The 25808-nt window shown below is 66.4% G+C and carries 20 protein-coding genes; 14 read left to right on the forward strand and 6 right to left on the reverse strand.

What is annotated here, in order from left to right; all coding sequences use genetic code 11:
* Positions 1–54: 54 nt before the first annotated feature.
* Positions 55–699 carry a DapH/DapD/GlmU-related protein gene (locus HLH25_RS06265; RefSeq protein ID WP_182973247.1) on the forward strand — a complete coding sequence of 215 codons (645 nt, stop codon included), beginning with the start codon at positions 55–57 and terminating at the stop codon, positions 697–699.
* A gap of 49 nt (positions 700–748) precedes the next feature.
* On the opposite strand, the gene gabT is transcribed toward HLH25_RS06265, so the two are convergent.
* A complete protein-coding gene (gabT, locus tag HLH25_RS06270) occupies positions 749–2020 on the reverse strand; it encodes a 4-aminobutyrate--2-oxoglutarate transaminase (RefSeq protein ID WP_182973248.1) in 1272 nt (423 codons plus the stop codon).
* 288 nt (positions 2021–2308) lie between these two features.
* Between gabT and HLH25_RS06275 the strand changes: the two genes are divergently transcribed.
* Positions 2309–3991 (forward strand): Na+/H+ antiporter, encoded by a 1683-nt coding sequence (locus HLH25_RS06275; protein WP_182973249.1) that lies wholly within the window; start codon positions 2309–2311, stop codon positions 3989–3991.
* A gap of 233 nt (positions 3992–4224) precedes the next feature.
* Here HLH25_RS06275 and HLH25_RS06280 read toward each other — a convergent pair whose 3' ends face one another.
* The 4 genes from HLH25_RS06280 to HLH25_RS06295 form a co-directional block, all read right to left on the reverse strand.
* On the reverse strand, positions 4225–4509 hold the full coding sequence (locus tag HLH25_RS06280; protein ID WP_114726080.1) for a hypothetical protein: 285 nt from the start codon (positions 4507–4509) through the stop codon (positions 4225–4227).
* Positions 4510–4674: 165 nt separating this feature from the next.
* A complete protein-coding gene (gene hisC / locus HLH25_RS06285; protein ID WP_182973250.1) occupies positions 4675–5745 on the reverse strand; it encodes a histidinol-phosphate transaminase in 1071 nt (356 codons plus the stop codon).
* Between the two features lie 169 nt (positions 5746–5914).
* Positions 5915–6454 carry an ankyrin repeat domain-containing protein gene (locus HLH25_RS06290; protein ID WP_182973290.1) on the reverse strand — a complete coding sequence of 180 codons (540 nt, stop codon included), beginning with the start codon at positions 6452–6454 and terminating at the stop codon, positions 5915–5917.
* A 33-nt stretch (positions 6455–6487) separates the two neighbouring features.
* The gene (locus tag HLH25_RS06295) at positions 6488–7567 is read right to left on the reverse strand and encodes an MBL fold metallo-hydrolase (protein ID WP_182973251.1); all 1080 of its coding nucleotides are present in this window, start codon (positions 7565–7567) and stop codon (positions 6488–6490) included.
* A gap of 399 nt (positions 7568–7966) precedes the next feature.
* On the opposite strand from HLH25_RS06295, the gene tkt reads away from it, so the two are divergent.
* The 12 genes from tkt to HLH25_RS06355 all read left to right on the forward strand — a co-directional run bounded on the left by tkt (position 7967) and on the right by HLH25_RS06355 (position 22034).
* Positions 7967–10075 (forward strand): transketolase, encoded by a 2109-nt coding sequence (gene tkt / locus HLH25_RS06300; RefSeq protein ID WP_182973252.1) that lies wholly within the window; start codon positions 7967–7969, stop codon positions 10073–10075.
* 115 nt (positions 10076–10190) lie between these two features.
* Positions 10191–13058: a bifunctional transaldolase/phosoglucose isomerase gene (locus HLH25_RS06305; protein WP_182973253.1), complete on the forward strand. Its 2868-nt coding sequence runs from the start codon at positions 10191–10193 to the stop codon at positions 13056–13058.
* Between the two features lie 107 nt (positions 13059–13165).
* Positions 13166–14161, forward strand: coding sequence for a phosphogluconate dehydrogenase (NAD(+)-dependent, decarboxylating) (gnd, locus tag HLH25_RS06310; protein WP_182973254.1), 996 nt, complete (start codon positions 13166–13168; stop codon positions 14159–14161).
* 235 nt (positions 14162–14396) lie between these two features.
* Positions 14397–15929, forward strand: a complete 1533-nt coding sequence (zwf, locus tag HLH25_RS06315) for a glucose-6-phosphate dehydrogenase (protein ID WP_182973255.1) — start codon at positions 14397–14399, stop codon at positions 15927–15929.
* Positions 15926–16768 carry a Cof-type HAD-IIB family hydrolase gene (locus tag HLH25_RS06320; protein WP_182973256.1) on the forward strand — a complete coding sequence of 281 codons (843 nt, stop codon included), beginning with the start codon at positions 15926–15928 and terminating at the stop codon, positions 16766–16768. The genes zwf and HLH25_RS06320 overlap by 4 nt, the downstream gene beginning before the upstream one ends.
* A 134-nt stretch (positions 16769–16902) precedes the next feature.
* A complete protein-coding gene (locus tag HLH25_RS06325) occupies positions 16903–17718 on the forward strand; it encodes a Cof-type HAD-IIB family hydrolase (protein ID WP_182973257.1) in 816 nt (271 codons plus the stop codon).
* The gene (gene pgl, locus HLH25_RS06330; protein ID WP_182973258.1) at positions 17718–18452 is read left to right on the forward strand and encodes a 6-phosphogluconolactonase; all 735 of its coding nucleotides are present in this window, start codon (positions 17718–17720) and stop codon (positions 18450–18452) included. Before HLH25_RS06325 ends, pgl begins: the two co-directional genes overlap by 1 nt.
* Before the next feature lie 91 nt (positions 18453–18543).
* Positions 18544–19248 (forward strand): ribose-5-phosphate isomerase RpiA, encoded by a 705-nt coding sequence (rpiA, locus tag HLH25_RS06335; protein WP_182973259.1) that lies wholly within the window; start codon positions 18544–18546, stop codon positions 19246–19248.
* The gene (locus tag HLH25_RS06340; protein ID WP_182973260.1) at positions 19245–19823 is read left to right on the forward strand and encodes a gluconokinase; all 579 of its coding nucleotides are present in this window, start codon (positions 19245–19247) and stop codon (positions 19821–19823) included. The genes rpiA and HLH25_RS06340 overlap by 4 nt, the downstream gene beginning before the upstream one ends.
* A gap of 106 nt (positions 19824–19929) precedes the next feature.
* Positions 19930–21075: an aspartyl protease family protein gene (locus HLH25_RS06345; RefSeq protein WP_182973261.1), complete on the forward strand. Its 1146-nt coding sequence runs from the start codon at positions 19930–19932 to the stop codon at positions 21073–21075.
* 62 nt (positions 21076–21137) lie between these two features.
* On the forward strand, positions 21138–21326 hold the full coding sequence (locus HLH25_RS06350; protein ID WP_182973262.1) for a hypothetical protein: 189 nt from the start codon (positions 21138–21140) through the stop codon (positions 21324–21326).
* A 75-nt stretch (positions 21327–21401) separates the two neighbouring features.
* On the forward strand, positions 21402–22034 hold the full coding sequence (locus HLH25_RS06355; protein WP_246401513.1) for a YitT family protein: 633 nt from the start codon (positions 21402–21404) through the stop codon (positions 22032–22034).
* A gap of 325 nt (positions 22035–22359) precedes the next feature.
* Here the strand turns inward: HLH25_RS06355 and HLH25_RS06360 are convergent, their stop codons facing one another.
* Entirely contained in the window at positions 22360–25149 is a 2790-nt protein-coding gene (locus HLH25_RS06360; RefSeq protein ID WP_182973263.1) for a bifunctional aconitate hydratase 2/2-methylisocitrate dehydratase, read from the reverse strand.
* Positions 25150–25808: the final 659 nt, after the last annotated feature.

Raw genomic sequence — 25808 nt, forward strand, 5'->3', positions numbered from 1 at the left:
CCGCGCGGTGGCTGTCGCCGGCGGACTGGCGAAACAGGGAGGAGAGAAGAAAGCATGACACAGGATTCCACGGTACGGCCCAAGATCGCGGAAACAATCGTCCATCCCACGGTCCGGCTCAGGCAGGCGGTCATCGGCCAGTATTGCGAGATCCTGGAAGGCGCGTTTCTCGAATATTGCACAATCGGCGATTTCTCCTATCTGGGCGAGCGCAGCACGGTCGCGGATGCCGAAATCGGAAAATTCTGCGCCATCGCGGCGGATGTGCGCATCGGTGCGCCCAACCATCCGATCGGCCGCCCGTCGATGCATCGCTTCACCTATTGCCCGGAATATTACTGGCCCGAGGCCGAACGCGACCAGGAATTTTTTCGCCAGCGTCGCGAAAGCCGCGTGCATGTCGGCAACGATGTCTGGATCGGCCATGGCGTGGTGGTGCTGCCGGGCGTCACGATCGGCGACGGCGCGGTGCTGGCGGCCGGCGCCGTCGTCACCCGCGACGTTCCGTCCTACACGATCGTCGGCGGCGTGCCGGCCCGCCCGATCCGCGAGCGTTTCAGCCGCGACATCGCGGCGAGGCTGGAGCGGATCGCCTGGTGGAACTGGCCGGCCGCCGTGATCATGGACCGCCTGGACAGCTTCCAGTCGGAAGACATGGAGGCTTTCTGCGCCCGGTGGGACGACGCAGCCGAAGCGTGAGCCCGTCTGTCCGTCCCGTAGTCGGCCTTCGGAAAAGGCGGCAGCGGCTTCAGCCCGCCAGCGCCTGTTCGATAATCGCCAGCCCCTCGTCGATTATGCTGTCCGGCGCGGTCAGGGGCACGAGAATGCGCACCGTCTCGCCCAGCACGCCGCAGGACAGCAGGATCAGTCCCCGTTCGGCGGCGCGGGCACAAATGATGCCGGCGCCACCTTTGCACGGTGTCCTGCCGTCGGCTTCCAGAATATCGAAACCGACCATCGCGCCGGGGCCGCGCGGCGCGCTGAACGGCACCAGCCCCGGCTTGCCGCGCAGCGCGTCCAGCCGGTCGCGGATACGGTCGCCGATCACGTTGGCGCGCTCCACCAGCCCTTCCTCGGCAATCACGTCCAGCACCGCCAGCCCGGCGGCGCAGGCCAGCGGCGCGCCGGCATAGGTGCCGCCCAGCCCGCCGGGGCCAACGGCGTCCATCAGGTCCGCGCGGCCGATCACGCCGGAGAGCGGCAGGCCGCCGCCCAGCGACTTGGCCACGCACACCAGATCGGGCGCCACGCCGGAAAGCTCGATGCCGAACAGCCTGCCGGTGCGGGCGAAACCGGTCTGCACCTCGTCGGCGATCAGCTTGATCCCGTGCGTGTCGCAGATGGCGCGCAGGGCGTGCAGCAATTCGGTAGGGGCGGGGCGGAAGCCGCCTTCGCCCTGCACGGGCTCGATGATGATGGCGGCGACCTGCGCGGGGTCGATATCCGCCGCGAACAGCAGGGTCAGCGCGCGCAGGCTCTCGGCAACCGAAACGTCACCGGCCGGGAAGGGCAGGTGATAGACGCCGCCGGGCATGGTGCCGAACGGCGCCTTGTAGGGCTGCACCTTGCCCGTCAGGGCCGAGGCCAGCAGCGTGCGGCCGTGGAAGCCGCCGGTAAAAGCAACCACGCCGTTGCGGCCGGTGGCGGCGCGGGCGATCTTCACCGCGTTCTCGGTGGCTTCGGCACCGGTCGTGAACAGGATGGTCTTGGCCGGGCCGGGGAAGGGCGCCAGCGCATTCAACCGTTCGGCCAGCGCGATATAGGATTCGTAGGGCGCGACCTGGAACGCGGTATGGGTGAACAGGTCGAGCTGCCGCCGCACCGCCGCCATCACCTTCGGGTGACGGTGGCCGACATTCAGCACCGCGATGCCGCCGGCGAAATCGACATAGCGCCGGCCCTCGACATCCCACAATTCGGCATTGTCCGCGCGGGCGGCATGGATGGTGGTGGCCGAGCCGACGCCGCGCGGCACCGCCGCCTCGCGCCGCGCCTGAAGGGCGGAATTGGTGGATGACATGGTCGCCTGTCCTCGTTGTCTGAAAGGCTTGGGTCTGAAGGCTCGGGTCCGGAGGGCCTGGTCGCAGGCGAAGGGGGGCTGCCGACGCCGTACCGTGGGCGCTTGTATCGCCCGTTCCCCCGTCGCGGGAGACGCCTTGTCGGTCATCGGTGGTGCCTTTCTGTCACCATCCTGTCATGGCGGTTCAGGTGGCCAGCCTCTGGGGGGCTGTGTATGGTGCGCCCTCTTCGGACCGGGGGTGGTGCCTGCCTCGCGCGCCGAAAGGGGGGAACGAGTCCAAGACCGCCCATGCATGACGTTATCCTCAGCCTGATCCTGCTGTTCGTCGCGGCTTTCAGCAGTCTTGCCGTCCGCCTGTTGCCGGTGGCGATCCCCTTGCCGTTATTGCAGATCGCCCTGGGCGTTCTGGGGTCGATCGCCGGGCTGCATGTCACGCTGGACCCGGACATGTTCATGCTGCTGTTCATCCCGCCGCTGCTGTTCCGCGACGCGTTTCACATGCCGATGCGCGAATTCGGCCAGTTGCGCGGCATCATCTTCGCCCTGGCGGGGCCGATGGTGCTGGCGACGACCATCCTGTGCGGGTACGCGATTCACTTCATGTTGCCCCCCATGCCGCTGCCGGTCTGTTTTGCCCTGGCCGCGGTGCTGTCGCCGACCGACGCGGTGGCGGTGGGCGGCATGCTGGGCACCTCGGTGCCGCGCACCATCGTTCACATGCTCGAAGGCGAATCCCTGCTGAACGACGCCTCGGGCCTCGTCTGCTTCCGCTTCGCCGCCGTCGCCGCCATGACCGGTGCTTTCTCTCTGCGCGGCGCGCTGACCACCTTCAGCCTGCTGTCGCTGGGCGGCATCGCGATCGGCATCGCGGTCTGCCTGGCGGCGGCGCGGCTGGACAAGATCCTGCTCGCCCGCGGCTATGACGACCCGCCGACCCAGATCACCTTCATGCTGCTGCTGCCCTTCGCCGCCTACATGTCGGCCGAGGCGGTGGGCTGCTCGGGCATCCTGGCGGCGGTGGCCGGCGGCATGACCATCAAGCTGACGGGCGTGTTGCAGGAAACCCAGATCACCACCCGCCTCCAGGCCCGCACGATGTGGGACATGGTCGGGTTCATCTTCAATTCCGTCATCTTCCTGCTGCTGGGCCTGCAACTGCCGGCGCTGGCCACCAACGGCATGGCGCTGGTGCGCGCGGCCGACCGCTCGCCATGGATGCTGCTGCTGCTGATCGTCGCCATCCATGTGGCGATGTGCATCCTGCGCGTGGCCGGGCTGGCGCTGATCCTGGGTATCGCGGCGTGGCGGTCGCGGCACGATCACGGCGTGTTCCGCTGGCCCGGCTGGCGCGGCCTGCTGGTCGCCTCCGTCGCGGGGGTGCGCGGCGCCGTCACGCTGGCGGCGGTGCTGTCGCTGCCGCAGGCGGCCGAGGGCGTGGCGGGCTTTCCGGCGCGCGACGTGCTGGTCACGGTGTCGGTGGGGGTCATCCTGGTCTCGCTGCTCACGGCCAGCTTCTCGCTGCCATGGCTCACGAAGGGCCTGATGGACGGCACGGTCGATCCCCAGGCACGCGAGGTCAGTTGGGCGCGGCTGGTGCTGGTGCGCACCATGCTGCGCGCCATGCGGGAGGAACAGCAGGGCCTGGCCACACGCGGCAAGGGCCGCGACGAAACCGCCGAGATGCGGATCGAGATCATCGCCCGGCTGATGCAGGAATATGAAAACCGGCTGAACCAGCTCCGCCGCAACAGCGATGGCGAGGCCAGCGCGGCGCAGATCACCTCGATCCGCCGCATGCGCCTGGAACTGGCCCTGCGGCTGAACAACCTGCGCACCTCGCGGATCGAACTGCGCAACCTGCGCGACGCGCAATACATCAACGACGAGACCGAAGCCGCCCTGATGCAGGAGATGGATTACGAGGAGCAGGTGCTGAGGAACCGGGCCAGAAGCCTCCCCCGCGTCACCTAAAAGGGCGCCCGTCACCGCGCGCTGGCGGCGGTCCGACGCGCGTTTCCTGCGCTTCGCTGCTCACGGCCCATAAGGCCGCTCCGCTGCGATGCTCGGAAACACACGCCGGGCGCGGCCCTGTGGGCCGCTCCCACTCGCCAGCCCACGGTGCCGGGCACCCTTTTCCCATTGTCCGGGAGGGCGGCCGGCTAGCGTGCCGGCCCCGTTATTTTAGCTCAGATCGAAATTTTAACTCAGATCGAACGCGGGCGGCGGGGCGGGCCGCCGGCTGTGCGGGGGCCGCGGCCTTCGGGGCGCGGGTTGCGCGGGCCGGTGCCGGATTCTTTCAATACCGGGGCGGCGGCCAGTTCGGCTTCAAGCTGGCGGATGCGCTTCTGCACGCTCTCGCGCAGCGTGGGGGCGGTGTGCGACTTCATGGTCGCGAGCGTCTCGCGCAGGTCGCGCAGCTGCTTCTGCTTTTCCGCGTGCGTGCGGCGGATCGGCTGGTTGTCGGACATCTGGCCGTGAAATGCGCGCATGATGGTGGTGTCCATGTCAAAAATGAAAAAGGGCCGGGCAGGGCCGGACAGAGGTGAAGAAACGCGCGAGACGCACGAACGGCTACAAGCGGGTACAACAAGTCCCTGGCCGCACGGCGCCCCCACCGGGGGCCATGTGGCCCATATTCGGTGACGGATCGGCGGTCAGTCCGCGTTTCGGTTCAGGATGGCTTTCAACGCATCGGCCAGGCTCCGACAATCCTCGTCGGTGCCCACCGTAATGCGCAGCCATTCCGCGATCCGGGGCGTCCTGAAGTGGCGCACGATGATCGACCGCTCCCGCAGGGCGGCGGCCAGAGCCGCGGCGTCACGATCAGGGTGGCGGGCGAACACGAAATTCGCCTGCGAGGGCAGGACCTCGAACCCCAGATTCTTCAGGCTGGAGACCAGCCCGCTTCGCGTTTCTATGATCTTTCCCGTGGTTCGCGCAAGCCATTCCCGATCGGCGATCGCCGCTTCCGCGCCCGCCTGGGCCAGACGGTCCAGCGGATAGGAATTGAAGCTGTCCTTCACGCGGTTCAGCGCCTCGATCAGGTCCGGCTGGCCGATCGCATAGCCCACGCGCAGCCCCGCCAGCCCGTGCGATTTGGACAGGGTGCGCACCACCAGCAGGTTCGGGTACTGGCGCACCAGCCCGATCGCGGTATCGGCACCGAAATCGACATACGCCTCGTCGATCACCACCACCCGCTCGGGGTGCGCGCGCAGCAGGGTTGCAATCTCGTGCAGCCCCAGCGCAATGCCCGTCGGCGCGTTGGGGTTCGGCAGCACGATGCCGCCGCAGGGCCGGCGATAGGCGTCCACATCCACGCGCATCGCCTCGTCCAGCGGCACCGGCTCGTGCGCGATGCCGTACAGGCCGCAATAGACGGGGTAGAAGCTGTAGGTGATGTCGGGCGTCAGCAGCGGCGCGTCGTGTTGCAGCAGGGCCTGGAACGTATGGGCCAGCACTTCGTCCGAGCCGTTGCCGATGAAGACCTGCTCCATCTCCACCTCATGCGCCTGGGCGATGGCCGCGCGCAGCCGGTCCGACCCCGGATCGGGGTACAGGCGCAGCGTATCGTCGGCGGCGGCGCGAATCGCGGCCAGCGCGGCGGGCGAGGGGCCGTAGGGGGATTCGTTGGTATTGAGCTTGATCAGGTTCGCCAGCTTCGGCTGCTCGCCGGGGACGTAGGGCGTCAGGCTGTGGACGATCGGGCTCCAGAAACGGCTCATGACGGGTTCCGCTGACGCAAGATAAGGAATGGCCCGGCAAGACGCCGGGCATGTTCGTTCTAATCCAACCCGCGCCGGACGGAAACGCCCGTCCGGGAGCGGCCCTGGTGGCCGAGCGCACCGCAGCACAGGACGCGCGCGGCGGATCACCGCCGGCGCGCATATGCGCTCAGGCGGCCGGCATCAGGGCGGTGATGTCGGCCAGCCCCAACTGTGCGGCCAGCAGGCGCGCGCTGTTGCCCTCGCCGTCGCGCAGGTCGGGGTCCGCCCCGCTTTCCAGCAGGAAGGCGGCCATGGCGCCCCGGTTGAACATCACGGCGAAGATCAGCGGCGTGCGCCCCGCATGGTTCGGCGCGTCCAGCGCCGCCCCTGCCGCGATCAGTTGCCGCGCCACCGCCAGATCGCCCTTGAAGGCCACGCCGGCCAGGGCGGTCGCCCCCTTGTCGTCGCGCAGGTCCACGCTGGCGCCGCCGGCCAGCAGGGCGGCCACGGTGTCGGCATGGCTGTTATAGGCCGCCAGGATCAGCGCGGAATGCCCGCGCTCGTTGCGCGTGTCGGGGTCCATCCCGGCGGCCAGGAAGCTGGCCACCAGGTCGGTCTGGCCATCGCGCGCGGCATCCAGGAACAGGCGGCTGATCTGCTCGGGGGTGAAGGACGCGGCGTCTTCATCCACCGGGTGGGTCGGGGTATCGGGATCGGTGCTGGTCATCGCGGCCTCGCTGTCGGTCATCTGGATGCGGTTCTAGCCGCTGGCGTCCTGCCGCGCGAGGTCCTGCCGCGCAAGGTCGTGTCGCTCCGGCCGCCGGGGGGTCATGACACGGCACTCGCCATGGCCCAGCCCCACGAAACGCTCCGCCGCCACTCCGGCGGCGGCGCGGGCGGCGGCCAGCCGGCGCAGCGGCTCGTCATAGGGCTCGTCGGTCAGGCGGAAGGTACCGTAATGCATCCCGACCGCCAGCCCCGCATCCAGGTCGATCATGGCCGCAACCGCTTCCTCCGGGGTCACATGCACCGGCTCCATCAGAAAGCGCGGGTCATAGGCCCCCACCGGCAGCAGCGCGATATCCGGCGCCCCCAGCCGCGCGCCGATCTGCGCCCAGTGGCGCCCATGCCCGCTGTCCCCGGCAAAGAAGACCGAGGGCGAAGGCCCGTCGCCGGCCGGGCGGATATCGAATCCGCACCACAGCGCGCGGTTGGCATCGAAGGGCGTGCGGGCCGACCCATGCCGCGCCGGGGTGGCGGTCACGCGCATCCCGCCCACATCATGGTGCTGCCACCAGTCGCATTCCACGATCGCCCGCCCGCCCGCCTTGCGGATATGCCGCGCATTGCCCGGCGCGGTAATGAACAGGGGCGCATCCCGCCGACCCAGCGCGGCCAGGCTGGGCAGGTCCAGATGGTCGTAATGGCAGTGCGAGACCAGCACCACATCCACCCTGGGCAGGGCATCGAGGCTGCGCCCCGGCGGCAGCACCCGGCGCGGCCCGGCCCAGCTCACCGGCGAGCAGCGGTCGGAGAAGACCGGATCGGTCAGCACCGTCAGCGCCGTGCCGTCGGCACGCGGCAGGCGCAGCAGGAAGGTGCTGTGCCCGATGAAGGTGACATGGGCGGTGCCGGGGGCGGGCAGGGCCTGCGGGTCGCCTGCCGGCGGCGGCACCGTCGGGGTCGGCCATGCCGGCAGCCGCCGCCGGCGCCACTGCCAGCGCAGGATCTCCCCCACCCCCACACGCCGGCGCTGCGGGGACGCGGGCAGGATCGAGGACGGGTTGAAGAATCGGCGCCCGTCGCAATGATCCGACACCGGAAGGGAGGATGGCGGCATGGGCGGGGTCTCCTTGTGCTTTCTTCTTATGGCGCGTCCGGCCCCGCATGGAAAAGGCGCGTTTCGGAAAACCGGTCGAGGATTCGTGAATATCTGGGACTGGAAACCTGCGGCAACGAGGCGCTCTAATGGCGACGGCCGCCCCGGTGCGGCGTGGCGACTTGCCGAGGGCGGGGGACCGTGAGAAGGTCGCTCCCGGTTCTTCATCCGGCCCGACCATCAGGACCATAACCGGATGACAAAAATATGAAGAACAGGATCCCAGTGGGCGGGCCTTCCTCCGCCCACGCGTGATGAATCTTGCCCGTTGCCATGCGCGCTGTCGCATGGGCGGTTGTCGGGCGCCAGGCCCGGTCAGATGAGCGAGACGCGATCACCTCATACGGAGAAGATGGTTTAATGCGTTCTATGATCACCCAACCCGTCCGGGCGTTCGAAGGTGGGGCGGCTGGGCCGTCCGCCGAGGACCTGCTGTGCATCGACACCATTCGCACCCTGTCGATGGACGCCGTCCAGAAGGCCAATTCCGGGCATCCGGGCACGCCGATGGCGATGGCCGCGCCCGCGTTCGCGCTGTGGCAGAACGTGTTGCGCTACGACCCTGCCGACCCGCTCTGGCCGAATCGCGACCGTTTCGTGCTGTCGATCGGCCATGCGTCGATGCTCATCTACTCGCTCATCTATCTGGCCGGCGTCCGCGACGTAAAGAACGGCAAGGTGCTGGACGCCCCGGCGCTGACGCTGGAAGACCTCAAGCAGTTCCGCCAGCTCGATTCCCGCACCCCCGGCCATCCGGAATACCACCACACGGCAGGCGTCGAGACCACGACCGGCCCGCTGGGCCAGGGCTGCGGCAATTCGGTCGGCATGGCGATCGCCGAGAAATGGCTGGCCGCCCGCTTCAACAAGCCGGGCTTCGACCTGTTCGACTATCACACCTACACCTTCTGCGGTGACGGCGACATGATGGAAGGCGTGGCCAGCGAGGCCGCCTCCACCGCCGGCCACCTCAAGCTGGGCAACCTGACCTGGATCTACGACAGCAACCGGATCTCGATCGAAGGCTCGACCGACATCGCCTTCACCGAGAATGTCGGCAAGCGTTTCGAGGCTTATGGCTGGCATGTGCTGGAGGTCCGCGACGCCAACGACCAGAAGGCGTTCCTGGCGGCCCTGGCCGACGCGAAGGCCGAGACCACCCGCCCGACCCTGATCATCGTCCATTCCGTCATCGGCTTCGGCGCCCCCAAGAAGGCCGGCACCGCCGCCGCCCATGGCGAGCCCCTGGGCGACGCGGAAATCCTGGGCGCCAAGAAGGCGTACGGCTGGACCAACGACACGCCCTTCTTCGTCCCGGACGGCGTGCAGGACATCTTCAGCAAGGGCCTGGGTGCGCGTGGCGCCGAAGCCAGCGCGCAATGGAAGGCGCTGTACGCCGCCTACGCCAAGGAATATCCCGACCTGGCGAAGGAGGTGGACGACATCCTGACCGGCCGCCTGCCCGCCGGCTGGGACAAGGACATCCCGACCTACGACGCCAACCCCAAGGGCGTGGCCTCGCGCGCAAGCTCGGGCGAGGTGCTCAACGCCATCGCGCCCAACCTGCCGTGGCTGATCGGCGGCTCGGCCGACCTGTCGCCTTCCACCAAGACCAACCTGACCTTCCAGGGCGCGGGCGCGTTCCAGCCGCCGGAATGGAACGGCACCTATGGCGGGCGCAACCTGCATTTCGGCGTGCGCGAACACGCCATGGGCTCGATCTGCAACGGCATCTCGCTGTCGGGCATCCGCGCCTACTGCTCGGGCTTCCTGATCTTCTCGGATTACATGAAGCCGCCGATCCGCCTCTCGGCGCTGATGCACCAGCCGGTGGTCTATATCTTCACCCATGATTCGATCGGCGTGGGCGAAGACGGCCCGACCCACCAGCCGATCGAGCAGCTCGTGCAGCTCCGCGCGACGCCGGGCGTCACCACCATCCGCCCCGCCGACGCCAACGAGGTCGCCGAGGCGTGGCGCACGCTGATCCCGATGACCGACCGCCCGTCGGTGCTGATCCTCAGCCGCCAGAACCTGCCGACGCTCGACCGCACCGTCTACGCCCCGGCCTCCGGCCTGGCCAAGGGCGCCTACGTGCTGGCCGACAGCGACGGCACGCCCGATGTCATCCTGATGGCGACCGGCAGCGAAGTCGGCCTGGTGGTTTCGGCCTACGAGACGCTGAAGGCCGAGGGCGTGAAGGCCCGCGTGGTCTCCATGCCGTCGTGGGACCTGTTCGAGGCCCAGCCGCAGGACTACCGCGACAGCGTGCTGCCGCCGTCCGTCACCGCCCGCGTGGCGGTCGAAATGGCCTCGCCCATCGGCTGGGACCGTTATGTCGGCCTCCAGGGCGCGATCATCGCGATGCACGGCTTCGGCGCCTCCGCCCCGGCCGGCGCGTTGCTGAAGAAGTTCGGCTTCACGGTCGACGCCGTGCTGGCGCAGGCCCGCGCGCTGCTGGCCAAATGATCACCCGTGGCCGCCCCGGCAACGGAGCGGCCCCGGACCGGATTGATCGGAAAGAGACGGGGAGAGCCGGCCACAGACCGGCCTTCCCCGCCATGAAATCTGAAGGAGCAACACCATGAACGTCGTACACAAGGCGGGTGTGCAGGGCAGCGCCAATCCGCTCAAGGCGCTCGAATCATTCGGCCAGTCCCCCTGGCTGGACTTCATCCAGCGGTCGTACACCGAAAACGGCAGCCTCAAGAAGCTGGTGGACGAGGACGGCCTGAAGGGCGTCACCTCCAACCCCGCCATCTTCCAGAAGGCGATGGGCCAGGGCACGGATTACGACCCGCAATACAAGGCCATCCTGTCCCACCACATCGTCGATGCCGGCACGCTCTACGAGACCATGGCCATCGACGACATCAAGGCGGCGGCGAAGGTCCTGTATCCGGTCTACGAGGCCACCAAGGGCCTGGACGGCTATGTCAGCCTCGAAGTCTCGCCCTACCTGGCCCGCGACACCCACGGCACCGTCGACGAGGCGCGTCGCCTGTGGAAGGCGGTCGATGCCCGCAACCTGATGATCAAGATTCCCGGCACCGACGAGGGCGCGCCCGCCGTGCGCACCGTCATCGCCGACGGGCTGAACATCAACGTCACGCTGCTCTTCTCGCTCGACGCCTACAAGGCGGTGCTGGAAGCCTATATCGCGGGGCTGGAAGATCGCCACGCCAAGGGGCTGCCGGTTTCGGGCATCGCCAGCGTCGCGTCCTTCTTCGTCAGCCGCATCGACGGCAAGATCGACAAAAAGATCGACCAGCGCATCGCCGCCGGCGACAAGGACGCCGAGGCCCTGAAGGCCCTGCGCGGCAAGGTCGCCATCGCCAATGCCAAGATGGCCTATGTCCATTGGCAGGAGGTCACGAAGTCCGAGCGTTGGCAGAAGCTGGCGGCACTGGGCGCGCAGACGCAGCGCCTGCTGTGGGCCAGCACCGGCACCAAGGACAAGGCGTACAGCGACGTGCTGTATGTCGAGGAACTGATCGGCCCCGAGACGGTCAACACCATCCCGCCCGCGACGTTCGACGCCTTCCGCGACCACGGCAAGGTCCGCGCCTCGCTGACCGAGGATGTCGAGGGCGCGCGCCACGTCATGGCCGAAGCCGAGCGCCTGGGCCTGGACCTGGCCGGCGTCACCGTCACCCTGGTCGATGAAGGCGTCGCCTCGTTCGCCGATGCGTTCGACGACCTGCTGGGCTCGGTCGCGCGCAAGCAGAACGCGCTGCTGGGCGCGCATCTGACGGAAACGAAGCTGGACCTCCCCGCCGAGATCGACGCGGCGGTGCAGGCCAGCCTCGAAGACTGGCGCAAGGACGGCACCGTCCGCCGCCTCTGGGCGCGCGACGCCACGGTGTGGACCGGCAAGGACGAGGCCAAATGGCTGAAATGGCTCGGCATCGTCGATGACCGCCTGGCCGACCTCGCCGCGCTCGACGCCTTCCAGGCCGAGGTGAAGGCAAAGGGCTTCAAGGACATCCTGCTGCTGGGCATGGGCGGATCGAGCCTCGGGCCGGAAGTGCTGGCCGAGACTTTCGGCAAGCATGAGGGCTTCCCGCACCTCTACGTGCTGGACAGCACCGACCCGCAGCAGATACGCGCGTTCGAAAATAAGATCGATCTCGCGAAGACCCTGTTCATCGTTTCGTCCAAGTCGGGCGGCACGCTGGAGCCCAACATCCTCAAGGCGTATTTCTTCGAGGCCGCGAAGAAAGTCCTGGGCGACAAGGTCGGCAGCCATTTCGTGGCGGTGACCGACCCCGGCTCGCACATGGAAGATGTCGCGAAGAAGGACGGCTTCTGGAAGGTCTTCTACGGCGAGAAGGAAATCGGCGGCCGCTATTCGGTGCTGTCCAATTTCGGCATCGTCCCGGCCGCTGCCGCCGGCGTGGCGCTGAAGCCCTTCCTCGACAGCGCGCTCTATGGCGCCCGTGCCTCCGCCGCCTCGGTCCCGCCCGCGCTCAATCCGGGCGTGCAGTTGGGCACCGTGCTGGGCGTGGCCGCCACGCAGTTCGGCCGCGACAAGGTGACGATCGTCGCCTCGCCCGGCATCCACGACCTGGGCGCGTGGCTGGAACAGCTCATCGCGGAATCGACCGGCAAGATCGGCAAGGGCCTCGTCCCCATCGATCAGGAAACGCTGGGCGCCCCCGCGCTGTATGGCAAGGATCGCGTCTTCGCCTATCTGCGTCTGGCCTCGAAGCCAGACGCCGGGCAGGACGAGGCGATCAAGGCCCTGATCGCGGCCGGCGAACCGGTGGTCACGATCACGCTGCACCATCCGCGCCAGATCGCGCAGGAATTTTTCCATTGGGAATTCGCCACCGCCGTCGCCGGCTCGATCCTCGGCATCGACCCGTTCGACCAGCCGGATGTCGAAGCGTCCAAGATCGAAACCAAGAAGCTGACGACCGCCTATAACGAGACGGGCAAGCTGCCGCCGGAAACCCCGTTCGCGACCGACGGCGCCTTCGCCTTCTTCGCCGACGCCACCAACGCGGCGGCGCTCAAGGGCACGTCCACGGCCGAGATCCTCAAGGCCCATTTCGGCCGTGTGGGCGCGGGCGATTATGTCGGCCTGCTGGCCTATGTGCAGCGCGACGCCGCGACGATCGAATGGATTCAGGCCACCCGCCTGACCATCCGCGACGCGCTGAAGGTGGCCACGGCGGCCGAATTCGGGCCGCGTTTCCTGCATTCCACCGGGCAGGCTTACAAGGGCGGGCCGAACAGCGGCGTGTTCCTGCAAATCACGGCCGACGACGTGGCCGACCTGCCGGTTCCGGGCGAGAAATACACGTTCGGCATCGTCAAGGCCGCACAGGCGCGCGGCGATTTCGACGTGCTGGCCGAACGCGGCCGGCGCGCGCTGCGGGTGCATCTCTCGGGCGATCTGGCCTCGGGCCTGCGCGCCCTGGGCCAGGCGATCGCCGCCGCCCTCTGATCTGAACGGCCCCGCCCTCACGGGGCGGGGCCTCCCCCGGCATCACGCCAATCCGCCGGGGGCTGGCTTATGCGCGGCACGGTACCGCGTGATGGAGACATGACATTATGCAAATCGGCATCATCGGTCTGGGCCGCATGGGCGGCAACATCGCCGTCCGCCTTTCCCGCCACGGGCACGACGTGGTCCTGTTCGACCGCGACCCCGCCACGGTCGGCAAGGTCCGTGACCGGACAGAAGGCGGACGCGGCATCGCCGCCGACAGCGTCCCCGACCTGGTGAGCAAGCTGACGGCCGCGCGCAAGATCGTATGGGTCATGCTCCCCGCCGGCGAGATCACCGAAGCGGCGGTGCAGGAACTGTCCGGCCTGCTCGGCCGCGACGACATCCTGATCGACGGCGGCAACACCTATTACAAGGACGACATCCGCCGCGCCGCCCAGCTTGCGGAAAAGGGCATTCATTATATCGATGTCGGCACCTCCGGCGGCGTGTGGGGCCTGGAGCGCGGCTACTGCATGATGTACGGCGGCACCAAGGATTCGGCCGACCATATCGACCCGATCCTCGAAGCCCTGGCGCCGGGCAAGGGCGACGTGCCCCCCACGCCCGACCGCGACAAGCCGGACCTCGATCCCCGCGCCGAGAAGGGCTACCTGCATTGCGGCCCCGCCGGTTCCGGCCATTTCGTGAAAATGGTCCATAACGGCATCGAGTACGGCATGATGCAGGCTTTTGCCGAAGGCTTCGACATCATGAAGATGAAGAACTCGCCGGCCCTGCCCGAAAACCAGCGTTTCGACCTGAACATGGCCGACATCGCCGAAGTCTGGCGTCGCGGCAGCGTGGTGTCCTCGTGGCTGCTGGACCTGACGGCGGAAGCCCTGGCCAAGAACGCCTCGCTTTCCGAATTCACCGGCGAGGTCGCGGATTCCGGCGAAGGCCGCTGGACGCTCGAAGCCGCGATCGAGGAATCGGTGCCGGCTCCGGTCATCACCGCCTCGCTGTTCACGCGCTTCCGTTCGCGCACCGGCAACAATTATGCCGAGAAGATCCTCTCCGCCATGCGCTTCGGCTTCGGCGGACATGTCGAGAAAAAGTGAGAATAGCGCGTCGGGAACGATAAGGTCCTGCCTGCGGAATCCGTTCCGCGGGCAACCCTCGTTCTTTTTTGAAAAAAAAGGACCAAAAAACTTTTGATTCGCTCAGGAATTTTGTGCTGGGGACACGCGAGGTTCCGAAACGATTAAAAGTCTTTTTGCTTCTTTTTCTTCAGAAAAAGAAGAATCCTTTGCCCGTCACGACACCAGGCGGAAACAGTACAGGGAAACGTCCGACATGGATGGAATCATCGCGTCCGCGTCCTCCGAGGTCGAAGGGAGCAGCCATCCGCCACGGCGTGCGCCATCGTGCGTCTTCGTCATTTTCGGCGGCGGTGGCGACCTGACGAAGCGGCTGCTGGTGCCCGCCATCTATAATCTGGCCTGCGCCGGCCTGCTGGACGACGATTTCTCGATCATCGCGGTCGACTGGGCCGACCTGTCCGACGACGTGCTGCGCGCGCAGTTCAACGAGGCATTGCAGGAATTCGTGGCCAGGCGCGGCACGGCCGCCACAACCCTGCGCGAGGATATGTGGACCTGGCTCAGCCAGCGGATCACCTACCTGCGCGGCTCGTTCGAGGAAGCCTCGACCTATGCCAGCCTGACCGAACGGATCGGCTCGGGCAACGCGGTGTTCTACCTCGCCGTCGCCGCCCGTTTCTTCGGTTCCATCAGCGACCGTCTCGGCGAGTCCGGCCTGGTCACCGAAGCCAACAGCGCCTTCCGCCGTGTGATCGTCGAAAAACCCTTCGGCCACGATCTGGCCTCGGCGAAGGAACTCAACCGCCGCCTGCTGGGCGTGCTGCGCGAACGGCAGATTTATCGGATCGACCATTATCTGGGCAAGGAAACGGTCCAGAACATCCTGGCCCTGCGCTTCTCCAACGGTTTCTTCGAGCCTTTGTGGAACCGGCAGAATATCGACCACGTCCAGATCACGGCGGCCGAGACCGTGGGCGTGGAGCGGCGCGGCCGCTTCTACGAGGGCACGGGCGCCCTGCGCGACATGGTGCCCAATCACCTGATGCAGCTTCTGGCGATGACGGCGATGGAGGCCCCGGTCTCCTTCGACGCCGACGCGGTGCGCGACGAGAAATCCAAGGTGCTGAAGGCCGCCCATTGCGTGGGGTCCGACGACGTGGTGCGCGGCCAGTACGTCGCCGGCCTGCTGCATGGCGAGGACGTTCCCGCCTATCGCGACGAGCCCGACGTGGCGCGCGACTCCCAGACCGAAACCTATGTCGCGATGAAGCTGGCGGTCGATAACTGGCGCTGGGCGGGGGTGCCGTTCTACCTGCGCACCGGCAAGCGCCTGGCCGAGCGCCGGACCGAAATCGCGATCCATTTCCGCCACGCGCCCTACGCGCTGTTCCGCGACACGCCGGTCGAGCGCCTCACGCCCAACATCATGACCATGCACATCCAGCCCACCGAGGGCGTGACGTTGCAGTTCGGCGCGAAGGTTCCCGGCCCGACGGTGCGCCTGGGCGGGGTGCGCATGAAGTTCGATTATTCCGAATGGTTCAGCGACGGCCCCAGCACCGGTTATGAGACGCTGATCTATGACTGCCTGATCGGCGACGCCACCCTGTTCCAGCGCGCCGACAATATCGAGGCCGGGTGGCAGGTGGTCCAGCCGGCACTGGACTGGAGCATCCGTCCCGGCGCCGACCCGCTCTGCGCCTATGCCGCCGGCTCGTCCGGCCCGATCGAGGCCGACGCCCTGCTGGCCCGCGACGGCCGCCACTGGCTGGCATTGGGCGCATGAGCGTGCCGCAAGCGCAAACCCGCTCCGGCCCCTCGGGGCGCGTGCGGATGGTCGTCTCCGACATCGACGGCACCCTGGTCACGCCCGAAAAGCGCCTGACCCACGCGGTGCTGGACGCGGCAAAGGCCCTGCGCGCGGCCGGCATCACGCTGTGCCTCGTCAGCAGCCGCGCCCCGCGCGGCATGGAAATGTTCCTCGGCCCGCTGGGCATCGACACGCCCTATGCGGGGCTCAATGGCGGTCTGGTGGCGCGGCCCGACGGCACCATCCTCTCCCGCCTGTCGCTGGCGCCCGAGACGACGCGCGAAGCGGTCGGCACACTGCATGAGGATGATGTCAGCGCGTGGCTGTTCATCGGCCGCGACTGGCTGATCACCGATCCCCACGGCCCCTATGTGGCGCGCGAGCGCGAGACGGTGCAGACCGATCCGGTGGTGGTGCCCGATTTCACCGGCCATTATCATGATGTCGGCAAGATCATGGGCGCCTCGACCGATTTCCCTCGTCTGGCCCAGACCGAAGCCCGTCTTGCCACCCTGCTGGCCGGCCATGCCAGCGTCCACCGGTCGTCGGATTATTATCTCGATATCACCCACCCCCAGGCCAACAAGGGCTTTGCCGCGATGGAGCTGGCCCGGCTGATGGGGGTCGATATCGGCGAGGTGGCGTGCATCGGCGACATGAACAACGACGTGCCGATGCTCGACGAAGCCGGCGTCGCCATCGCCATGGGCAATGCGCCGGATGCCGTGAAAACCCACGCCCATTTCGTCACCGCCGCCAACACGGCCGACGGCTGGGCAAAGGCGATGCAGGACTATGTTCTGCCGCGAGCGTGAAACGCGGGGCTTTGCCCCGCACCCCACCAAAGGCAGTCGCCTTTGGAAACCAGTCGAACGATCAGGGGTGAAGGGGACGACTGTCCCCTTCCGGGTTCGGGCAAAGCCCGATCTCAAGGACGGAGGATAAACGAATGGGCACGGATCAGATCCGGCTGGTACTGGCCGATGTCGACGGAACCCTGGTCACGCGGGAGAAGATCCTGACCCCCCGCGCGATCCGCGCCGTAGAGCGCCTGCGCGAACGCGGCATCCTGTTCACCATCACCAGCGGCCGCCCGCCGATGGGCATGAAGATGGTCATCGACCCGCTGCATATCGACCAGCCGATCGCCGGCTTCAACGGCGGCATGATCGTGCGGCCGGATTACACGGTGATCGAATCCCACACCCTCACGCCCGAAGTGGCGCGCCGCACGCTGGAGATCCTGCGCGACCACAAGGTCGATCCCTGGGTCTATAACGGCAATGACTGGATCGTCTCCAACGCCGACGCCCCGCATGTGGCGCGCGAGCAATGGACGGTGAAATTCCCGCCGAAGGTCGCGGCCGATGTGGGTGCCACGCTGGACCAGGTGGTCAAGATCACCGGCGTCTCCGACGATCTGGACCTGATGAAGCGGGTCGAGCACGATCTGCAACAGGCGCTGGGCGACGCGGCGTCCGCCGCGCGGTCGCAGCCTTATTATGTCGATGTCACGCACCACGATGCCAACAAGGGCGGCGTGGTGGCGGCGCTGGAGCGGCTGCTGGGCATCCCGGCGGCGCAGATCGCCACATTGGGCGACCAGCCCAACGATGTGCTGATGTTCCGCCCCAGCGGCCTGTCCATCGCGATGGGGCAGGCGTCGGACGAGGTCAAGGCGCAGGCCACCCATGTCAGCACCTCCTCCGAGGAGGAAGGCTTCGCGGTGGGGGTCGAGCGTTATATTCTGGGGGAGAATGCCTGATGGGCCATGACGTAACGAGCGGCCGGCTGGTCGTGCTGGCCGATGGCGAGGCGATCGCCCGCCATATGGCCGAATGGCTGACCGAACTGGCGCTGGCCAAGACCGACGGCCCGTTCGTGGTCGCGCTGTCCGGCGGCTCCACGCCCAAGCGGCTGTACGAGATCCTGGGCTCGGCCGAGTACGCCACCCGCTTCCCATGGGCGCGCACCCACCTGTTCTTCGGCGACGAGCGGTTCGTGCCGCCGTCCGACCCGGCCAGCAATTACGCCATGACGCAGGCGGCCCTGCTGTCGCATGTCGCCATCCCCCCGGCGCAGGTGCACCCCATGCCCACCGACGGCGACCCGGTCCAGGCCGCCGCGCGCTACCAGGCGGAATTGCAGGCGCTCTATGGCGCTGCGGAATTGCAGCCCGGCCGGCCGCTGTTCGATGTCGTGCTGCTGGGGCTGGGCGATAACGGCCACACCGCGTCGCTGTTTCCCCGCCAGCCGGTGTTGCAGGAGCGCAGATTGTGGGTCTCCACCTGCGTGCCCGACGACGCGCCCCATACCCGCCTGACGCTGACCTACCCGGCGATCCATTCCAGTCGCCATGTGGTGTTCATGCTGGCCGGCGCGGCCAAGCGCGATGTCTTCGCCCGCGTCCGCGCCGGCGACCCGGTGGAACCCGCCAGCCACATCACCACCGAGGGCGGGCTTACCTGGCTGGTCGACAAGGCGGCTGCTGGCGTATGACGATCCCGGCACCCCGACGTTAACGGGGATGGTCGGATAAAGAGGAAGAGGGCCGTCGGCATACCCCGGCAGGTCCCGGAAAGGGAACAGGATGAGCGGCCAGAATTCCGACCCGATGGTCGAACTGAAACGCAGGGCGGCCGAGGAAGCCGCCGCGATGGTGCAGGACGGCATGGCTGTGGGCCTGGGCACGGGCAGCACGGCGGCGCTGATGATCGACGCGCTGGGCCGGCGCCGGGCGGAGGGCCTGCGCTTCGTCGGCATCCCCACCTCCGAACGCTCGGCGGAACAGGCCCGCGCCCTGGGCATCACGCTGGTCGATTTCGGCAGCCACCCCCAGCTCGATCTCGCGATCGACGGCGCGGACGAGGTCGAGCGCGGCTCGCTGGACCTGATCAAGGGCCTGGGCGGCGCCCTGCTGCGCGAGAAGATCGTGGCGGCGGCGGCCCGGCGCTTCGTCGTCATCGTCGATGAGGGCAAGCTGGTCGATCACCTGGGCAGCCGCTCGCCGGTCCCCGTCGAGGTCACACCCTTCGGCTGGGAGAGCACGGCCCGTCAGTTGGGCGAGCTCGGCGCGCGGGTGGCCCTGCGCACCAAGCGCGATGGCGAACTGTTCGTCACCGACGGCGGCAACCTGATCCTGGACTGCACCTTCGGCCCCATCGCCCACCCCAAGGCGCTGGAGGCGTCGATCGGCCAGATCGTCGGCGTCATCGAAAGCGGCCTGTTCACCAGCCGCACTTCCGAAGTCATCGTGGCCGGCCGCGACGGCCTGACCCGCCTGGTGGCGGCATGAGCGCCCCAGGGCAGGAGCGGCACCCGCCGCTGGCGGTGGCGGAGGGCATTCCCCCTCATGTCATCGTGCTGATGGGCGTTTCGGGCAGCGGCAAGACCTCGGTTGCCGAGGGGCTGCACAATCTGCTGGGCTGGCCGTTCCAGGAGGGCGACCTCCTGCACCCCGAGGCCAACGTCGAAAAGATGGCCGCCGGCATCCCGCTGACCGACGAGGACCGCCTGCCGTGGCTGGGGCTCTGCCACGACTGGATCGCGGAGCGCCTGGCCGATGGCGGCGGCGGCATCCTGACCTGCTCGGCGCTGAAACGCTCCTATCGCGATATTCTGCGGGGGGCGTCGCGCCGGGTGACGTTCATCTACCTGGATGTGCCGAAGACGATGCTGGAAACCCGGCTGGCCCGCCGCCAGGGCCATTACATGCCGCCCAGCCTGCTCCCCAGCCAGCTTGCGACCCTGGAAGTCCCGACGCCCGACGAGCATGCGCTGGTCGTGGAATGCGAAGGTCCGCCCGCCGAAGTCATCGCGCGCGTCCTCAGCGAGATCCGCTATCATATCGGCCGTCTGGGCCAGGAGTGAGAGGCAGCTTGCCGTGCGGCACGCGCCGCGCGGCAGGCCGACTGGGTAAACCGTCTCCGAGGCGCTGAAATCGTCGTTCCGACGGCTATCGGGAGGTCATGTCGGAATGATGAAGTCAGGGCGTGGCGCGCCGGCGCGGAACGCGGTGCGTTCCATCCTCATGCTGCTGCCGGCTGTCCCGCTGATGTTCCTGCCAGCGCCGATGGCCGCGGCACGCGGGCGGCACATTGCCCCTGTCGTCCCGCCACCGGCAGCACCGGTGGCCAGTGCGGCGGACGACACGCCGCCGGTCCCGCAGGCGGGTTCCTGTATCGCCCATGTCCTGTCGCTGCCGCTGCTGACGGGGGAGGGCAGTCCCGGCGTGGCGATCACATTCGGTGCGGCCAAGGGCATGGCCTTTCTCGGCATGTCGCAGGAGACGCTTGGCGTCTTCGAACGGCCGGGCCTCGAATATGATCACGGCCGGGCGGTGCATATGCAAACGATCACCGGCCCGGCCGAAACGTTCGAGACCACCGTCGATCGGCTGGAACTCGGTCGCGGCACGGCCCGGCAAGTCCCGGCCATCATTCTGGGCCGGATGGACGGCAAGGTGGCGGGCCTCCCGATCCTGGGCGTGGTGGGTTACGATATTCTGGGCAATTACGATGTCCTGATGGATTTCCCCCGCCACATCATCACCCTGTTCAAGGAGACCGGCGCCGCCGCATGTTCGCCCCTGCCGGCGCTGGTCGGTGCGCACGCCTATTCCGCGCTGCTGATGCCCAATGCGCAGGGCATGAATGTCACGGTGCAGGTTTCGCTCAATGGCGCGCTGGTGGGCATGGAGGTCGAACCCGGCTCCAACGCCTCGGTCCTGCGCGCGGCCGATGCGGCCGATATCGGGGTCGGGAAGGCAGAGCTCGCGGCCGATCCGCGCTCGCGCACCGATGCCGGCAATGCCATCATCGGCCGCCGCCACCGCTTTGCCCCCGTCGCGATCGGCACCTGGCACGGTGCATCGCTGTCGGCCGATGTCACCAATGCGCAGTTCAACATACTGGGCATGGATTTCCTCCGGGGGCGCCGGGTGCTGTTCGCCTTTCCCACCCGCATGTTCTATTTCTCCGATGTCCAGCCCGACGCGGCAGGCGCGGCTTCGGCCACCCTCAGCCTGGCCCAGTCGCGCCTGGCCGATGTCGAAGTGCAGCAGGATGACGGCGGCCCGCCCGCCGCACCCGCCCAAGCGCTCGCTCCAGCCCCCGCGCCCTGACGGGCACGGAAACTTCACGGGCTCGCGACGTTGTATCCCTACGAAAAACAAGGGGATTATCCATGCGTCTGTTCGTCCACGCCGCCCTGGCCGCCGCTCTGTGCTGCGTCGCCCTGACGGGGTGCAAGAAGAAGCCCGAGACCCTGGGCCAGAAGATCGACAATCTCGGCAACAAGGTACAGGACACCGTGGACCCGCCGAAGGGACCGGCCGAAAAGCTGGGCCGCAAGATCGACCGCGCCACGGAGTAACCGTGGCGGGGCCACGCCCTTTACACGGCGCGGCGGCCTTTTTAGGAAGGGATTCCACTCCCTGATCCCAGACCCATGGCCGCCATGCCCAGCCCGTCTTCCGGCGAATCCGCCGCCCTTCGTCATACAGTGTTCGAAGACGCCTACGCGCTGGTCATCGGCTGTTCGCTGATCGTGCTCGGGCTGGCCTGCCTGCATCATGCCGGTCTGGTCACGGGCGGCGTGGCGGGCGTGGCGCTGCTGCTGTCCTATGTCCTGCCGCTCTCGGCGGGCACGCTGTTCACGCTGATCAACATCCCCTTCCTCATTTTCGCCAGCCGTACCATGGGCTGGGCGTTCACGATCAAGACCTTCCTCGTCAGCAGCAGCATCACCCTGTTCGCGCTGCTTTTCCCCCACATCATGACCCTGGGCTTCATCGCCCCCCTCTGGGCCGCCTTCTTCGGCGGCACCGTCATCGGCATGGGCATCCTCTCCCTCGCCCGCCATCAGGCCGGCGTCGGCGGTACCGGCGTGGTCACGCTATGGCTCTACAAGAACCGGGGCTGGAACGTCGGCAAGGTCCAGCTCGCCATCGACTGCTTCATCCTGGCCATATCGACTCTTAAAATCGACCTCGCCCATGTCGGGCTGTCCGCCATCAGCGCCATCGCCATCAGCGGCGTGGTCGCCACCTTCCACCGGCCGGGGCGCTATACCGGCTATTGAAAGCATCGGGATTTTCATCCGGACAGGGCATCCGCGTCCGTGATGCCGGCGCTCTGACCGGGCATCAGGGGGCGGGCAGCCTTTCCCGAGACATCGACAATGGCGTGGATTTTCCAGGTCGGTCGGCCACCGGAGGGCCAGGGCTATCCGCCACCATCCTGCCGGAATAGCCCGCGAGACGCGGGAGAAGATCCTGTATCCACTCCCGCCGGCCGCACGCGAGCCAGGTAGACATATTGATGTTTCCCCTGAAAAACAGGGGAAACATCACAAATCAAATGGGCGTTCCGGGCTCGAAAGCCCAGCCCTTGACTGACGACACGCCTTAGTAATGGACGGACTGCGAGTCGATCGGCGTCATCTTCGGCGGAGCGAACGTGGTCAGATCGATCCCTTCGACGGCCGCCTTGTATTCCTCATTGCTCGGCATCCGGCCAAGGATCGCCGACAGCACCACGACCGGGGTCGAGGCCAGAAGCGATTCACCCTTCTTCTCGCCGGAATCTTCCACGACACGTCCCTGGAACAGACGGGTCGATGTCGCCAGAACGGTATCGCCCTTTTCCGCCTTCTCCTGGTTGCCCATGCACAGGTTGCAGCCGGGGCGCTCCAGATACAGGATGTTCTCGTATTCGGTCCGTGCCGTGGCCTTCGGCAGCAGGTCATTGAATTCGAAGCCCGAATAGCGTTCGAGGATTTCCCAGTCCCCCTCGCTCTTCAGTTCGTCGATGATGTTGTAGGTCGGCGCGGCGACGACCAGCGGTGCCTTGAACTCCACCTTTCCGGCAGCCTTCTCAAGGTTCTTGAGCATCTGGGCCACGATTTTCATATCGCCCTTGTGCACCATGCAGGAGCCCACGAAACCGAGGTCCACCTTCTTGGTGCCGCCATAGTACGAAACCGGGCGGATCGTGTCGTGGGTATAGCGCTTGGACACGTCGGGATTGTTCACATCGGGATCGGCGATCATCGGCTCGTCGATCTGATCGAGATCGACCACGACCTCGGCGAAATATTTCGCATTGTCATCGGGCGCCAGCGCGGGCTTCTCGCCCGAGCGGATCTCGGCGATGCGCTTGTCGGCTTTGGCGATCAGCCCCTTCAGCGTGCCCGCGGCATTGTCCATGCCCTTGTCGATCATGATCTGGATACGCGACTTGGCGATTTCCAGCGACTCGATCAGCGGTTCGTCCTGCGAGATGCAGATCGCCGCCTTGGCCTTCATCTCGGCCGTCCAGTCGGTGAAGGTGAAGGCCTGGTCGGCAAGCAGCGTGCCGATATGCACTTCGATGACGCGGCCCTGGAAGACGTTGTCGCCGCACTGCTTGAGCATCTGCGCCTGGGTCGCGTGCACCACGTCACGGAAGTCCATGTGCGGCTGCATCGTGCCTTTGAACGTGACCTTGACCGATTGCGGGATCGGCATCGTCGCCTCGCCCGTGGCCAGTGCCAGCGCCACGGTGCCGGAGTCGGCGCCGAAGGCCACGCCCTTGGACATGCGGGTATGGCTGTCACCGCCGATGATGATTGCCCAATCATCCACGGTAATGTCGTTCAGCACCTTGTGGATCACGTCCGTCATCGCGTGATAGACGCCCTTGGGGTCACGCGCGGTAATCAGGCCGAAATCGTTCATGAATTTCATGAGCTTCGGAATGTTCGCCTGGGCCTTCTTGTCCCAGACCGATGCCGTATGGCAGCCCGACTGGTATGCGCCGTCCACGAGCGGCGAGATGACGGTGGCCGCCATCGCCTCAAGCTCCTGCGCGGTCATCAGGCCGGTGGTGTCCTGGGAGCCGACGATATTCACCTTCACGCGAACATCCGACCCCGCATGCAGGACCTTGCCCGGCGTGACGCCGACGGCGTTGCGGTTGAAGATCTTCTCGACAGCGGTCAGGCCCTGGTCCTTGACCGTGATTTCCTTGTTCGGCGCGAAGACCGGGGTCGCCTCGACCCCCAGCGTCTGGGCCGCGAACGTCTGGAGCTTCTTGCCGAAGACGATGGCGTAGGAACTGCCGGCCTTCATGAACTCCATTTTCTGCGGCGTGAGCGCGGCGGCGATATCGACCAGTGCCTTGCCGTTCTCGTCGCGAAGCTGCTTGTTCTTCACGTCGATCTTCAGAACGGTGCCGGTCTCGACCGAGTATTTCTGCTCAAGGATGGGGTTGCCATCGTTATTGAGGATCGGCTTGCCGTTGTCGTCGGTCTTCTTGACCCAGTCCTTCAGGTTCAGGCCGATGCCGCCGGTCACGTCCACGGTGGTCGCGAAGATCGGCGAGATACCGTTGGTCCCCGCGACGATCGGCGCGAAGTTGACGAACGGCACGTACGGGCTGGCCTGCTTGCCGGTCCACAGCGCCACATTGTTCACGCCGGACATGCGCGACGAGCCGACGCCCATCGTGCCCTTTTCGGCGATCATCATCACCCGCTTGCCGGGGTGCTTCTTCTGGAGCGCGACGATTTCCTGCTGTGCTTCCGGCGAGATCATGCATTTGCCATGCAACTCGCGGTCCGAGCGCGAATGCGCCTGGTTGCCCGGCGACAGAAGGTCGGTCGAGATATCGCCTTCCGCCGCGATGAAGGTCACGACCTGGATCTCGTCCTCGACATCCGGAAGCTTGGTGAAGAACTCGGCTTTGGCATAGCTCTCCAGCACGTCCTTCGCGACGGCATTGCCGGCCTTGAAGGCGTCGCGCAGTCGGAACATGTCGGCGTCGTAGAGGAACACCTGGGTCTTCAGCACCTCACCTGCCTGCTTGGCGAGCGTGCTGTCGTCGCCGAGGGCGATGTCGAGCAGCACCTTGATCGACGGGCCACCCTTCATGTGCGAAAGCAGTTCGAGGGCAAAGGCGGGCGTGATCTCAGGGACGACCGTTTCACCCAGCACGATCTTCTTCAGGAAGGCGGCCTTGACATCGGCCGCGCTCGTGGTGCCGGGCAGCGTGTTGTAGATGAAGAATTTGAGGGCATCGGCCCGGTGCTCGTTCCCGGCGTCCTCGATCAATGTAATGATGTCACGGACGAGCGCACCGTCGTCGATCGGCTTGGGAGCGAGCCCTTGATTTTCTCTGTCCTTGATTTCGGTCAGGTAATCTGAATAGGCGTTCATCGCAATCCCAACTTCATTGATGTGTATGGACCTGAAGCGCAGCCCTGCAAACCGGGTACGGCTAAGTCGGCTCAAGGTTCTTATGGCTTCCAGTTACGCCAACCCCTGCCGACTGACAAGATATGCCATTTCAACAGAAAGAGTCCCTGAATGCAGTCTTGATGGCGTAAAAGTGGCGATCCACATGCTTATTGGATTAGAATATGCAAATCGCCTATTCTACCTCACCAGTCTTTTCTGATCTGATCGATTACGCAGCATTTGTCATTTCAATTTTTCGGCACTGACAATCTCAAGGTAAGACTCACAAAGAGGTTGAAAGCAGCCTGTCCGATCAGTTCGATTTCTTTGGAACGTTTATTTATTGGCATAGATAAAAAATGAAAAGAAGAATTTCGATCTTATATTTTAAATTTGAGATGGAAGGCTGATTTCAACGAAATAAACCAGATCAATATTGTGCAAGAGAAAAAGACCAGGATATTCCAGCGGATAGGGCAAGCAGGCGCGATCCGTCGCCCTTCGTCGCGGAACCCTCGGCCTGGTTCCGACAGCCTGTAGCGATGACCGAGCGGAACGCGACGAAGGGTTGCGGGCGACCCTATCTTGGAGTCTATCCTGAAAGCCGCTGACGGTACGCAAAAACATGGCACCAGCCA

This window comes from Gluconacetobacter dulcium (genome assembly GCF_014174165.1).
In the GTDB taxonomy this organism is placed as follows: Bacteria; Pseudomonadota; Alphaproteobacteria; order Acetobacterales; family Acetobacteraceae; genus Gluconacetobacter; species Gluconacetobacter dulcium.

What these genes read in the sequence shown, in the direction of transcription:
- HLH25_RS06325 (WP_182973257.1), top strand. Translation starts at nt 16,903, where the DNA reads ATGGGCACGGATCAGATCCGGCTGGTACTGGCCGATGTCGACGGAACC.
- HLH25_RS06295 (WP_182973251.1), bottom strand. Translation starts at nt 7,567, where the DNA reads ATGCCGCCATCCTCCCTTCCGGTGTCGGATCATTGCGACGGGCGCCGA.
- gabT (WP_182973248.1), bottom strand. Translation starts at nt 2,020, where the DNA reads ATGTCATCCACCAATTCCGCCCTTCAGGCGCGGCGCGAGGCGGCGGTG.
- HLH25_RS06350 (WP_182973262.1), top strand. Translation starts at nt 21,138, where the DNA reads ATGCGTCTGTTCGTCCACGCCGCCCTGGCCGCCGCTCTGTGCTGCGTC.
- HLH25_RS06320 (WP_182973256.1), top strand. Translation starts at nt 15,926, where the DNA reads ATGAGCGTGCCGCAAGCGCAAACCCGCTCCGGCCCCTCGGGGCGCGTG.
- HLH25_RS06340 (WP_182973260.1), top strand. Translation starts at nt 19,245, where the DNA reads ATGAGCGCCCCAGGGCAGGAGCGGCACCCGCCGCTGGCGGTGGCGGAG.
- gnd (WP_182973254.1), top strand. Translation starts at nt 13,166, where the DNA reads ATGCAAATCGGCATCATCGGTCTGGGCCGCATGGGCGGCAACATCGCC.
- zwf (WP_182973255.1), top strand. Translation starts at nt 14,397, where the DNA reads ATGGATGGAATCATCGCGTCCGCGTCCTCCGAGGTCGAAGGGAGCAGC.
- HLH25_RS06275 (WP_182973249.1), top strand. Translation starts at nt 2,309, where the DNA reads ATGCATGACGTTATCCTCAGCCTGATCCTGCTGTTCGTCGCGGCTTTC.
- HLH25_RS06305 (WP_182973253.1), top strand. Translation starts at nt 10,191, where the DNA reads ATGAACGTCGTACACAAGGCGGGTGTGCAGGGCAGCGCCAATCCGCTC.
- pgl (WP_182973258.1), top strand. Translation starts at nt 17,718, where the DNA reads ATGGGCCATGACGTAACGAGCGGCCGGCTGGTCGTGCTGGCCGATGGC.
- HLH25_RS06280 (WP_114726080.1), bottom strand. Translation starts at nt 4,509, where the DNA reads ATGCGCGCATTTCACGGCCAGATGTCCGACAACCAGCCGATCCGCCGC.
- tkt (WP_182973252.1), top strand. Translation starts at nt 7,967, where the DNA reads ATGCGTTCTATGATCACCCAACCCGTCCGGGCGTTCGAAGGTGGGGCG.
- HLH25_RS06345 (WP_182973261.1), top strand. Translation starts at nt 19,930, where the DNA reads ATGATGAAGTCAGGGCGTGGCGCGCCGGCGCGGAACGCGGTGCGTTCC.
- hisC (WP_182973250.1), bottom strand. Translation starts at nt 5,745, where the DNA reads ATGAGCCGTTTCTGGAGCCCGATCGTCCACAGCCTGACGCCCTACGTC.
- HLH25_RS06265 (WP_182973247.1), top strand. Translation starts at nt 55, where the DNA reads ATGACACAGGATTCCACGGTACGGCCCAAGATCGCGGAAACAATCGTC.
- HLH25_RS06355 (WP_246401513.1), top strand. Translation starts at nt 21,402, where the DNA reads ATGGCCGCCATGCCCAGCCCGTCTTCCGGCGAATCCGCCGCCCTTCGT.
- HLH25_RS06360 (WP_182973263.1), bottom strand. Translation starts at nt 25,149, where the DNA reads ATGAACGCCTATTCAGATTACCTGACCGAAATCAAGGACAGAGAAAAT.
- HLH25_RS06290 (WP_182973290.1), bottom strand. Translation starts at nt 6,454, where the DNA reads ATGACCAGCACCGATCCCGATACCCCGACCCACCCGGTGGATGAAGAC.
- rpiA (WP_182973259.1), top strand. Translation starts at nt 18,544, where the DNA reads ATGAGCGGCCAGAATTCCGACCCGATGGTCGAACTGAAACGCAGGGCG.